General features: G+C 30.8%; 11 protein-coding genes. 3 read left to right on the top strand and 8 right to left on the bottom strand.

Features of this window, described 5'->3' with window-relative positions; genetic code table 11:
- Positions 1-632 precede the first annotated feature (632 nt).
- Positions 633-1,130, bottom strand: a complete 498-nt coding sequence (locus HMPREF2846_RS01620) for a HEPN domain-containing protein (protein WP_227532808.1) — start codon at positions 1,128-1,130, stop codon at positions 633-635.
- On the bottom strand, positions 1,127-1,768 hold the full coding sequence (locus HMPREF2846_RS01615; RefSeq protein ID WP_227532809.1) for a hypothetical protein: 642 nt from the start codon (positions 1,766-1,768) through the stop codon (positions 1,127-1,129). The genes HMPREF2846_RS01620 and HMPREF2846_RS01615 overlap by 4 nt, the downstream gene beginning before the upstream one ends.
- A gap of 123 nt (positions 1,769-1,891) precedes the next feature.
- On the opposite strand from HMPREF2846_RS01615, the gene HMPREF2846_RS01610 reads away from it, so the two are divergent.
- The 3 genes from HMPREF2846_RS01610 to HMPREF2846_RS01600 are packed head-to-tail and all read left to right on the top strand — an operon-like array spanning position 1,892 to position 7,794.
- Positions 1,892-3,406 carry a class I SAM-dependent DNA methyltransferase gene (locus HMPREF2846_RS01610; RefSeq protein WP_002504282.1) on the top strand — a complete coding sequence of 505 codons (1,515 nt, stop codon included), beginning with the start codon at positions 1,892-1,894 and terminating at the stop codon, positions 3,404-3,406.
- Positions 3,396-4,691, top strand: coding sequence for a restriction endonuclease subunit S (locus HMPREF2846_RS01605; RefSeq protein ID WP_002504281.1), 1,296 nt, complete (start codon positions 3,396-3,398; stop codon positions 4,689-4,691). The genes HMPREF2846_RS01610 and HMPREF2846_RS01605 overlap by 11 nt, the downstream gene beginning before the upstream one ends.
- The gene (locus HMPREF2846_RS01600) at positions 4,675-7,794 is read left to right on the top strand and encodes a type I restriction endonuclease subunit R (protein WP_070625387.1); all 3,120 of its coding nucleotides are present in this window, start codon (positions 4,675-4,677) and stop codon (positions 7,792-7,794) included. Before HMPREF2846_RS01605 ends, HMPREF2846_RS01600 begins: the two co-directional genes overlap by 17 nt.
- Positions 7,795-7,846: 52 nt before the next feature.
- Here HMPREF2846_RS01600 and HMPREF2846_RS01595 read toward each other — a convergent pair whose 3' ends face one another.
- The 6 genes from HMPREF2846_RS01595 to ccrC form a co-directional block, all read right to left on the bottom strand.
- Positions 7,847-8,254 carry a DUF2992 family protein gene (locus HMPREF2846_RS01595; RefSeq protein ID WP_002504279.1) on the bottom strand — a complete coding sequence of 136 codons (408 nt, stop codon included), beginning with the start codon at positions 8,252-8,254 and terminating at the stop codon, positions 7,847-7,849.
- Positions 8,255-8,513: 259 nt separating this feature from the next.
- Complete coding sequence (locus HMPREF2846_RS01590) at positions 8,514-8,735, bottom strand: hypothetical protein (RefSeq protein WP_002504278.1); 222 nt, start codon at positions 8,733-8,735, stop codon at positions 8,514-8,516.
- 14 nt (positions 8,736-8,749) lie between these two features.
- Positions 8,750-9,253, bottom strand: a complete 504-nt coding sequence (locus HMPREF2846_RS01585) for a DUF1643 domain-containing protein (protein ID WP_002504277.1) — start codon at positions 9,251-9,253, stop codon at positions 8,750-8,752.
- A gap of 15 nt (positions 9,254-9,268) precedes the next feature.
- A complete protein-coding gene (locus tag HMPREF2846_RS01580) occupies positions 9,269-9,580 on the bottom strand; it encodes a DUF960 family protein (RefSeq protein ID WP_002449385.1) in 312 nt (103 codons plus the stop codon).
- A 93-nt stretch (positions 9,581-9,673) separates the two neighbouring features.
- Positions 9,674-10,012: an SAUGI family uracil-DNA glycosylase inhibitor gene (locus HMPREF2846_RS01575; protein ID WP_002504276.1), complete on the bottom strand. Its 339-nt coding sequence runs from the start codon at positions 10,010-10,012 to the stop codon at positions 9,674-9,676.
- 88 nt (positions 10,013-10,100) lie between these two features.
- Complete coding sequence (gene ccrC / locus HMPREF2846_RS01570; RefSeq protein ID WP_032603677.1) at positions 10,101-11,786, bottom strand: cassette chromosome recombinase CcrC; 1,686 nt, start codon at positions 11,784-11,786, stop codon at positions 10,101-10,103.
- Positions 11,787-11,829: the final 43 nt, after the last annotated feature.

Genomic DNA, 11,829 nt, shown 5'->3' with positions numbered 1-11,829 from the left:
ACAGAAGACTCCTTTTTGTTAAAATTATACTATAGATTCAACTTTGCAACAGAACCAAAAAAACCTAATCAAATGGAGTTAGAAAGTAGTAAAATTAGTGCTAATGCTATTATTGAAAAAATTATTCAAGACTAACATACAATTGTTATATTAAGATCTTATGATACAGAGAATGGATATAATTGGAAAATTTTATTGAAAGAAATTTGCGAAGAAAAAAAATATAGACTTTAAATCTCAAATTGAACCATCAATCTATATATTTAAAAATCCTCGAAATGGATCTATCTCTAAGACAAATATAAAACCGGCTAATTCTAATAATAGTTTAAAAACAATCAATCAAGTTATTGAAGAACTAAATAGAAAAATTAATTGAATACATTTTAATAACAACAAAAAAAGTATTACATTTCTTAACTTAATCTTTTAAATTTATTTTTCTCTCTATAATCTATATATGAATGTGAGACATATTACCCTAAAAAATAAACAGTAAATGAGTGTTAAATTCGTTTACTGTTTATTTTATTTACAATAATTCATATTGTTGATTCGACTTCTAAGAGGTAATTTCTTTTCTATCAATAACGTTGTTTGTAAAAATACCCTCAAAGTTTTCAATTTCTGCTTTATTTGGATTCATGAGTATCTTTTTTATATTTGTTCTTTATCTCATTAATATCTATTTTTTTATTAATAATATTATACATATTAAATTCTTTAGAAAAGTCACTATCACTCGTATTCTTCATACTAAACGTTATTAATCTAATAATATCAGCTACTATCTCTTTAAATTCTATTGCATCTTCTTTTTTATAAGTAGCGCCTGTATGAACAATTTTATTTCTCATATCATAGTAATCTTTCATATATTTTTTTACACAATTTTTAATTTCATTAGAATTATCCAAATTTAGATTATCTATTGTCTTTAATAAATGGTCATTAACAACATTAGCATACCCACATCCAAGCTTCTTTTTTATCTCTTCATCAATTAAATTTTCATCTAATTTATAATATCTTTCTAAAAAATTTGTGATAAAAACTTCTAATGCAGTCTGAATTTGTACAATTGCTAAATTATAGTCAGATTTATAAAAAGAACGTTCACCTTTTCTCATAGCCAAAACATAAATATTGCTAGGATGATTATTGAAAATATTATAATTTTTTTAATATTTAATAAATCACTTTTTTTGATAGATGAATACTGATCTTCCTCTATCTTTCCAGGCATGTCAATCATGAAAATACTCATCTCTTTTATATTTCCATCTATAGTATATATTACATAATATGGAATACTTAATATATCCCCTAATGATAGCTGGTATATATTATGATACTGATATTTAACGCTAATAATTTTAATAAGATTATTTAGACAATTAAATTGCTTATTAAAAATTTCCGTTAGACTATTACTTTTCTTTGATTCCCTAGAAGTAGAATTTGATTTCAATTTTTTAAACTGATTGTGCTTGATTATTGAAGTTATTTCAACATAGGTTTTTCTATCTCGTTTGATATTATCATTTTCCAACACATTATCTTCTAAGTGGTTGAAAATCATAAATGTGTTTTCTTCATTTATAAAATCAATATTTTCAAATTCACTTATAGGTATTTTAAATGGCAATAAGTATTTGAAAGTTATTAATTTACTATTCCCTTTTCTTTTAAAACACTCATTCACATACTTTTCTTTTTTTAACATATTGAATTCTTCTTTTATTCGAATTTTATCCAATAAAAACACTCCCATAAATATTTTATTTTCACAAAAAAGATTATTCATATTAAAATATTAGCAAAAAACTTACACAATAAGTATTTATTTTTTGATATATTGAAACTAATAGTAATCAAAGAGGTGTTATTAATGGCAACGATAGGTTTTGAAGAAAAATTATGGCAAGCTGCCGATAAATTAAGAGGAAGCATGGATGCTGCTGAATATAAGAACGTAGCATTAGGTTTAATATTTTTAAAATATGTATCAGATTCTTTTGAAGAAAAGTATGAAGAATTGAAGCAAGATCCTTATGCTGATGAAGAGGATCAAGATGAATATTTAGCAGAAAACATTTTCTGGGTTCCAAAAGAAGCAAGATGGCAATATATCAATGATAATGCGAAAAAACCTGAAATTGGACAAATGATTGATAAAGCAATGATTGCGATTGAAAAAGAAAATGAATCATTAAAAGGTGTGTTACCTAAAGAATATGCGCGTCCTGCATTAGATAAAGAAAAATTAGGCGATATTATTGATTTATTTACATTTAAAGTTGGCGATACAGAGAGTCGTAAACAAGATGTATTAGGTCGAGTGTATGAGTACTTTATTGCTAAGTTTGCAAGTGCGGAAGGTAAAAATGCCGGAGAGTTCTATACACCATCATCAATTGTAAAATTATTAGTTGAGATGATTGAACCTTATAAAGGACGCATTTACGATCCATGTTGCGGCTCAGGTGGGATGTTTGTACAAAGTGAACGCTTCGTTGAGAAACATCAAGGTCGATTAGACGATATTGCGATTTACGGACAAGAATCTAACCCTACGACTTGGAAATTAGCAAAAATGAACTTAGCAATTCGTGGAATTGATAATAATTTAGGTGAACGAAATGCTGATACATTCCATAATGATTTACATAAAGGATTAAAAGCAGACTACATATTAGCTAATCCCCCTTTTAATGCAAGTGATTGGGGACAAGAACGATTACTTGATGATTATCGTTGGCAATTTGGTATTCCGCCAAAAGGTAATGCTAACTATGCATGGATTGAACATATGGTTTCCAAATTAGCACCTAATGGTACAGCAGGATTCGTATTAGCCAATGGATCGATGTCTACAAGTGGAAAAGATGAATTAGAAATTCGTAAAAATCTTATCGAACAAGATTTAGTGGAATGTATTGTTACCTTACCAGGTCAACTCTTTTATTCAACACAAATACCTGTATGTCTTTGGTTCATTAGTAATAATAAAGGTCAAAACGGTAAAAAAGAACGTAAAAATGAAATTTTATTTATTGATGCTCGTGAAATCGGTCATATGGTAACTAGAACATTAAAAGAATTTTCAGATGAAGATATTCAAAAAGTAGCACAAACGTATCATGCGTGGAGAGGTACAAACGATAGATCATATGAAGATGTAGCTGGTTTTTGTAAAGTAGCTAATTTAGAAGAAGTTAAGAACAATGAATACATTTTAACGCCTGGACGTTATGTCGGTTTAGCCGATGTTAAAGAAGATGAAGAACCATTTGAACAAAAAATGGAACGTATTACTTCTGAATTAAGTGAACAATTTGCAAAATCAAAAGAACTTGAAGATCAAATCCGTAAATCGTTGGAGGGGTTAGGTTATGGAGTTTAATAAATTTAAATTGAAAGAACTTCTACAAGTTAATCCTAGAATGACTCTAAAAAAAGGTTCTAAAGCTAAAAAAATAGCCATGGAAAATATAAAAGAATTTCAAAAAAAGATCGATAACTTTACAATTGAAGAATTTAAAAGCGGATCTAAATTTCAAAATGGAGATACTTTATTAGCAAGAATCACACCTTGTTTAGAAAACGGAAAAACTGCTTATGTAGACATTCTAGAAGATGATGAAATAGCTTTTGGATCTACCGAATTTTTTGTTTTACGACCTATTGATAATAAGTTAGATTCACAATTTTTATATTATCTATTCAGAACTAAAAAAGTTAGAGAAATTATTATTAAATCTATGACAGGTACCTCTGGTAGACAACGTGCACAAAAAGATTCAATTCTTGAATATAAATGTGAAGTACCTACTATAGAGTACCAAAGAAAAATAGCTATAATTTTGAAAAATTTAGATGATAAAATAGAAATAAACAAGAAAATCATAGCAAACCTTGAAGAACTTTCACAAACATTGTTTAAACGTTGGTTTGTAGATTTTGAATTTCCAGATGAAGATGGTAATCCTTATAAATCTAGTGGTGGAGAAATGATTGATAGTGAATTAGGAAAAATTCCTAAGAACTGGAGAAAAACTACGCTAGGTAATTACATAGATTTAGATAAAGGTTTATCTTATAAAGGGAAATTTTTAGATAAAAAAAATGAAATAGAAGAATCTATTCCAATGTTATCACTAAGTAATTTTCAATTTTATAGTGGATTTAAAAATGAAAAGACAAAATATTATTTTGGAGACTTTAAAGATAAGCATAAAGTTAAGGCGGGAGATATTATTATAGCAGCTACTGATTTGACTCAAGACAGAAAAATGCTAGGTGCTCCTGCGTTAGTACCAAATTTAAACGAAAATATGATTTATAGTTTAGATGTATTTAAAGTAAAGGAGTCTACTTTGCCTAAATATGTAGCATATTTTTTAATGCAAACCAATAAATATAGAGAATTTGTTGAAGGTAGCGCCACTGGAACTACTGTACTTAGAGTTTCAAAAGATATGATTTTAAAAGTTCCTATTATTATTGATTTAAATATAGCAAATGAATTTAATGAAATTATTAAAAAATATATGCAAAAAATTGAAAAATTGAATACAGAAAATGAAATTTTAGTTGACTTGCGAGATACGCTTCTTCCTAAACTCATGTCTGGTGAAATAGAAATACCTGATGATATCGAGGTGAATACGGATGAACTTTCAATTTAATGAAGATGATTTAGAACAAGTTGCATTAGAATGGTTAAAATCACTAGGTTATGACTATAAAAAAGGTAATGAAATTAGTACGGCAGGTCTAGCACCAGAACGTAAAAGCGATAAAGATGTTGTTCTTCATGAACGTTTAGAGAAAGCATTAAGAAAAATTAACTCAGACATCCATCCTCGTTTTATCGAAAAAGCGATACATGAATTAACACTAGAAAAGTCACCCAACCTTTTAGAAAATAACCTTACCTTTCATGAAAATTTGATTAATGGTATTGAAATCGAAGACTACGATGACGAAGGACAATCGATTGTAGAAATTGTTAAAATCGTTGATTTTGAACATCCACAAAATAATGATTTTTTAGCAGTTAACCAATTGACTGTTGTTAATGGAGACTATACAAAACGTCCAGATATTGTCCTCTTTATCAATGGCTTGCCTATCGTTGTGATTGAACTTAAAAATTCAACTAATGAAACCGTGGGCGTCGAAGACGGTTATCATCAATTAGAAACGTATAAAATGCGTATTCCACAATTATTTACATTTAACGAAGTGCTTATTACAAGTGATGGTTTTAATACAAAAGCTGGTTCACTAACTGCGAACTATGATCGTTTTATGACTTGGCGTTCCAAAGATGGAGAAACTGAATCATCCTCAAGTTTAGCTAGTTTAGATGTGCTGATTCATGGGATGTTAAATCCTGAAACACTACTTGATTTAATTCGATATTTTGTTTTATTTCAAGATGATGGCAAAGGACATATCAGTAAAATTCTAGCAGCGTATCATCAATATTATGCCGTTAATAAAGCCGTTGACAGAGCTTTATTAGCTTCATCTGGGCAAGGTGATGGTAAAGGCGGCGTTATTTGGCATACCCAAGGTTCTGGTAAAAGTTTAACCATGGTCTTTTTCTCTGGAAAATTAATTCAAATGCTGAATAATCCAACCTTAGTCGTTGTAACAGATCGTAATGATTTAGATAACCAACTGTACAGTACGTTTGTTAAATCAAAAGGACGTTCTGGTAAAGGATTATTAAGACAAACGCCAAAACAAGCTGAAACACGTAAAGAATTAAAATCGTTATTATCTGTTGAGTCGGGCGGTATTGTATTTACAACAATGCAAAAATTTGAACCTGAACAAAATGAAACGACTATGGCTGCCCTAACAGAACGTAAAAATGTGATTGTTATGGCAGATGAAGCGCATCGTACACAATATGGTTTTAATGCAAAATACGATGATAAAGGGGAAGGCATTAAATATGGTTATGCGAAGTATTTAAGAGATGCTTTACCGAATGCGACGTTTGTAGGATTTACGGGCACGCCCGTAGCTTCAACGGATAAAAATACGCAAATGGTCTTTGGGAACTATATCGATGTTTATGACATGACACAAGCTGTAGCTGATGGAAGTACGGTTAAAATTTACTATGAAAGTCGTGTAATTCCATTAAATCTACCTCAAAATTTAGATTTAGATGAAGCATATAATAACATTACAGAAGATCAAGAAGAGGATGTAAAACAACGTTTAAAATCAAAATGGTCACGAGTTGAAGCACTTGCAGGCGCAAAACCTCGTATCGAAGCCCTAGCGAAAGACATCATCCAACATTTTGAAACACGTCAACAAGCCATGAAAGGTAAAGGAATGATTGTAACGATGAGTCGTCGAATTGCTGTTGATTTATATGATGAAATCATTCGTCTAAAACCAGAATGGCATTCAGATGATGATGATAAAGGAATCATTAAAGTGGTAATGACGGGTTCATCTAGTGATCCAGCTTCTTTCCAAAGACATATTGGTCCCAAAAAACGTCGCAATTTATTAGAAAAACGTATGAAAGATGTGAATGATGAATTACAACTTGTGATTGTTCGAGATATGTGGCTCACAGGGTTTGATGTTCCTTCTATGCATACGATGTATATCGATAAACCGATGAAAGGGCATAATTTGATGCAAGCAATTGCTCGAGTTAATCGAGTGTTTAAAGATAAGCCGGGTGGTTTAATTGTCGATTATGTAGGTATCGCTGAAAGTTTAAAAGAGGCACTTAAAGAATATACAGAATCTGATCAAGCTCAAACGGCAATAGATACGGATAAAGCGGTTGAATTGATGTTATTGAAGTATGATGTAATTCAAGATATGTTATATAATCTTGATTATTCTAAATTTAATTCAGATAAAAAATCTGAACGTTATTATACAATATCGAATACGATGGATTATGTAATTGGTTTAGGTGAAGATGAACGTCAACGTTTTATTAAAACAGTCACAGAATTAGGGAAAGCCTTTGCTCTTTGTGCGACTGAACACACAGCCCAAGAACTCAATGATGAAATTGCCTTCTTTAAAGCGGTTAAAGCAGGTCTTGTTAAATTGTTACAACCGCCAAAAGAAGGAAAAACACGTAAAACGCCTGCAGAAGTTGAAGCAGAGATTAATCAACTTGTGTCACAATCTGTTGTGACTGAAGATGTCATTGATGTTTATCAAACGCTAGGTCTTGAACAACCCGATTTATCAATCCTATCAGATGATTTCTTAAAAGATGTCGAAGGTTTGAAACAAAAAAATGTAGCGGTAGAATTATTAAATCGATTACTCAAAGGGCAAGTCAAATCATTAATGAAAACGAATGCGACAGTATCTAAACGTTTTTCGGAAATGTTAGGAAACTCGATTAATAAATATAATAGTCGTTCCATTGAAACATCTAAAGTGATTGAAGAACTCATTCAACTCGCTAAAGATATCAAACAAGAACAACAACGAGGAAATGAATTAGGTCTGAATTCAGATGAGATTGCGTTTTACGATGCTTTAGTTTCACATGAAACAGCGAAAAAAGCGATGGAAGACAAAGAACTACGTGCGATTGCTCATGAATTAACTAAAACAGTGAAAGAAAATATGGGAGTTGATTGGTCTAAACGTGATAGCGCAAAAGCTAAAATGCGCGTAGCTGTTAGACGATTGCTTAAAAAATATGGCTATCCACCAGATTTACAAAAAATGGCTGTAGAGCAAGTCGTAGAACAAGCAGAGCTTATGGCGAGTAACCAATAAAAAAATAAACTAAAAGAGCATCCCTCACTGCAAAGTGAAGGATGCTCTTATATTAATGACCTTTATGTTTTTCTTTAGCCTTTATCACTTTAATTTTTCGCTTTCTTTTTTTGTCTGCTTCTTTTTGGAGCTTGTTTTTCTTTTTAGACAACTTCTTTTTAAGCTCTTGTTCTTTTTTTAAAGCCTGTTGAGATTGTGTTGTTATCGGATGTTTTTTTTGCTCTTTTGCAACTTTACGCTGTAATTTTTTAGGATTAATTTTATTCTTAGATTTCTTAGTTTTGGTTGAAGCTTTACTATTGTCAATCAATTTTAATAGGCGTTGGTTAATAAACTTAAAAATAGTTTTACTATCTGGTTCTGTTCCGAATACATACTTTACAAAAAATGATTTTTGTTGCTGCTTATATTCAATTAACCCTACAAAAAATTGACCGTCATGAAAAATCGTGAGTTTCATGTTGTCCCTCCTCTTAATTTCTATGAAATGAAGGACGACCTGAGGAGGAAGGTTACTGACAAATACTACATTTGCATTGGGACTACCAACCCAATTGTGTTTTTACATTTCACACCTATATATTAGCAGATATAAGCATATCTTCCAAAATAGAATATATTTTAGAACTAGCTAATAATAATTTTTTAGAAAAAAATATAAGAGCATCCCTCACCGCAAAGTGAAGGATGCTCTAATTTTATTAAAAAGTCATATAATTTTATTTTGATAGGTAATAATTAATAATCTCTTGGAAATCATTGTTAAGTACCGTTGTAATAGAATCATCATTCATAAAATCTTCATAAATCTTTTCAAGTATTTCTTCATTTTCAATCGCTGTGAAATGATGTACTAATCCTTTTACAATCGATATATAATTTTGCGATTCTAAACAATTAGCAACTATTCGCCAATCTGATTGTGTAGTGTCATGGTTCATAGATAATCCTCCTTTTATTTCAATGTCCATTTTTGACGTGCTTTAGGGTTAAGCGGATGCATGATTTCATTTGTTACTGGATTGATGAGTTTCTTTACTTTCTTCTTATGAGGTTTTAGCATTTCCATCACTTGCTCAACGCGTTCGACAACAACGGGACGCTTCGCATAAGCACCATAGGCTAAAATCACTGCGTCACTTTCACTTATCGCTTTCATTAAATGAATGTCGCTGTGTTTATCATAAGGTTCTTTAATATGTTTAAGATTCTCTGGAGTTTTAATATTAGAGAATAGATTTACAAGATATACAGCGCCATATTGTTCAGAATTCGCTAATTGATTGAGGATAAGAACAGTTGTAAGATCGAGTGATAATACGCCATCCAAATGAGGATACATGGTTATCACTGTACAAGCGGGTTTCTTTTCATCCCATGTTTTCTTGAGTAAATAGCGGTGTTTTTCATCCTTGCTAAATATAGCTTCTGTGCGTATGGTACTTTTAATTGTCTTCATATTTGTTCCTCCTTTTTAGTATTCTTCTGGTAAAAGCATCACATAATAAAAAACGTCTACATCATCTTCTCGGATGACGTAGACTTTCTTAGGTATTGCGTTTTGATTTTTTACATAGTTTGTATAATGATATTCTAACTTGTATGCGGGCTGTTCTTGTTCATGTGTAATTGACAACATATTATCATCTTCTTGTAGTTTGAAAATGTGTAGGTAATCTGTATGAGGTTGATTGTCTCGTTCTTTTACCATGTTCCAAAGTAAGATTTGAAGGTCTAGAGATAGGTGTTCATTAATTCCTCTTGTGATATATCGATTGATGTTCATACTATTTTCCTCCATTCTGCTTTTCTTTCATGATGTCAATCACTTCGTTAATTACTGTAACAGATAGTTGAGCAACCTTGATCCAATTCATAATTACTCGCCCCCTTTTTGTAACAAGTAGCGTTCATCAATAATAATTTGATGAGTGTCATTTAAAAATATAAAGTCTAAATCAAAATTATCTAAATAACCTATTGCTACTAATTCCTTATCTAGATAACATAAAAAAGGATAAATGCTGATTTCATGTAATTCATCATTGTAATAGGTAAAAGTATTTAAAACTTTATGTTCAAGTGGACTATTTTTAATATATTTTTCAGGTAATACATCTTCAGCCACCGCATCTACGGTTTCACAAGCCCAAGTTTCTTGATAATTTAATTTAAATCGTTCAGTAATATACGTTTTAAGTTGTTTGCTTAGCGTCATTATAATGACCTCCTTAATTAATAATGTGTACTCCATAAATAAAATATATATTTATAAAATATTTCAAAATCCCTCCACTTTTGTCACTCTAAAAAAGTGGTAAAAGTGATAAATTTTCAATCCTATTTTCATTTGTGACATTTATCACAAAATTAAATTTAGGCATAAAAAAATTCCCACAATCCTTTTTAATGGATTGTGGGAGAAGAGATTCATCTATTTTATATTTAATCAGTTTAACTTGTTTATCGGTGGTAATTTCTATGGAATCGATCAACATATGCATTAATTTATTTTTTGCTTCGGGATTTGCCTTTTTCATGTAGCCTGTAAATCGGTATAGCATCACGTATAATTGACCTTTTATTTTCTTATAATTAGGTATGGCTATATCTTGAGATACTTTATTCATAGCCTCAGCCTGCTTTAACTGTTCATCTATTTTTTCTATTTGCACATTAAGTTTATCTTGTTTGTTTTGCATCGTTTCTTTATCTATTTCTTCATCTAAATATAAATCAATCAATCGTTCTTTTCTTTTCTGTAACTTTTTCTTTTGATTCTCTAATGACTTCGTATCAATACTCATTTTCGTTTGGTTTGCTTTTTTCTTTTCCATAGCATCGATAACCTGTGTTGCGATCGTTTCGACCACATGAGGTTGAGATAGAATACGTCTTAAATGAAAATATACCACACTTTCGACGACTTCTGCCTTGATTGCATTACTATGACAAGCTGTACTACCTGAACGATTGAATAATGAACAAATGTAATAACGTTTAATTGTTCTCTCATTTGATTTCTTTGTGTTGTAATATGTTCGTCTACATACCATATTATTTCCACACTCAGGACATTTGATTAACCCTCTCAACCAAAAATCGCCACCAATTGGTCGACCAGGTTTGAAACTTTTAGCAGCTAACTTCTCATGTGTTTTATCGAAAATCTCTTCATCAATAATCGCTTTGTGCTTACCTTGAACTAATATCACTTTACTTTTATCATTTTTGCCACTTCGTCGTTCCACTGCCCAATTTTGATAGTTATTGAAACGTACATAGCCTTTATATACGGGATTATTTAGAATATATTTCACACCATATACACTAAATGGTTTTTTATTTATTGTATGATAGCCCTGTTTATTTAAATAGTTCGCAATTGCTTTTAATCCTTTATTTTGATTTAAATACAGGTCAAAAATTTGTCTGACTATGTTGGCTTCAAATTCGTCAATGACAAGTTCATTTTTACCTGTTAGAGGATTAGGTTTTAAAATATAACCTAGCACCCTACCTGTAATAGCTTCACCTTGTTTCGCTTTCGCATTCATCCCCATCTTTACATTACTAACAATGGTTTCCCGTTCTATTTGTGCAACTAATCCAAATGCTCCTATCATCATTTCGCCATTTTGTGTTGATGTATCAATATTTTCTGAAATAGAGATATAATAGGCGCCGCCTCTTCTAAATTCGTAAATAATATTTTGTATATCTCGATTCGAACGTGAAAGACGATTAAGTTTCCAACTCATCACAACCTTAATTTGTCGATTTTCTATATCTTCTAATAATCTTTTCATTCCCGGTCTTGCTTCGATATTCTTACCAGAGATACCTTCATCACTATAAATTTCATATTCATCATCCGGAAATATTTGCTTTGCTTTTTTAATCAGTAAGTCTGCTTGTTGTTGAATAGAATAGCCTTGTTTCAATTGCTCTTTGGTACTTACTCTTGTATAAATAGCTACTTTGCACTTCATATAACATCATTCCAGACTGTCGACAAAGTCCTACGGACTTGTC

Source organism: Staphylococcus sp. HMSC056G08 (assembly GCF_001812305.1).
Lineage (GTDB): Bacteria > Bacillota > Bacilli > Staphylococcales > Staphylococcaceae > Staphylococcus > Staphylococcus simulans.
The sequence above is the reverse complement of the archived record's forward strand: the minus strand, read 5'-3'. Positions and strand labels throughout refer to the sequence as shown.

What these genes read in the sequence shown, in the direction of transcription:
- HMPREF2846_RS01580 (WP_002449385.1), bottom strand. Translation starts at nt 9,580, where the DNA reads ATGAACATCAATCGATATATCACAAGAGGAATTAATGAACACCTATCT.
- HMPREF2846_RS01590 (WP_002504278.1), bottom strand. Translation starts at nt 8,735, where the DNA reads ATGAACCATGACACTACACAATCAGATTGGCGAATAGTTGCTAATTGT.
- HMPREF2846_RS01585 (WP_002504277.1), bottom strand. Translation starts at nt 9,253, where the DNA reads ATGAAGACAATTAAAAGTACCATACGCACAGAAGCTATATTTAGCAAG.
- ccrC (WP_032603677.1), bottom strand. Translation starts at nt 11,786, where the DNA reads ATGAAGTGCAAAGTAGCTATTTATACAAGAGTAAGTACCAAAGAGCAA.
- HMPREF2846_RS01575 (WP_002504276.1), bottom strand. Translation starts at nt 10,012, where the DNA reads ATGACGCTAAGCAAACAACTTAAAACGTATATTACTGAACGATTTAAA.
- HMPREF2846_RS01605 (WP_002504281.1), top strand. Translation starts at nt 3,396, where the DNA reads ATGGAGTTTAATAAATTTAAATTGAAAGAACTTCTACAAGTTAATCCT.
- HMPREF2846_RS01610 (WP_002504282.1), top strand. Translation starts at nt 1,892, where the DNA reads ATGGCAACGATAGGTTTTGAAGAAAAATTATGGCAAGCTGCCGATAAA.
- HMPREF2846_RS01595 (WP_002504279.1), bottom strand. Translation starts at nt 8,254, where the DNA reads ATGAAACTCACGATTTTTCATGACGGTCAATTTTTTGTAGGGTTAATT.
- HMPREF2846_RS01600 (WP_070625387.1), top strand. Translation starts at nt 4,675, where the DNA reads ATGAACTTTCAATTTAATGAAGATGATTTAGAACAAGTTGCATTAGAA.
- HMPREF2846_RS01620 (WP_227532808.1), bottom strand. Translation starts at nt 1,130, where the DNA reads ATGAGAAAAGGTGAACGTTCTTTTTATAAATCTGACTATAATTTAGCA.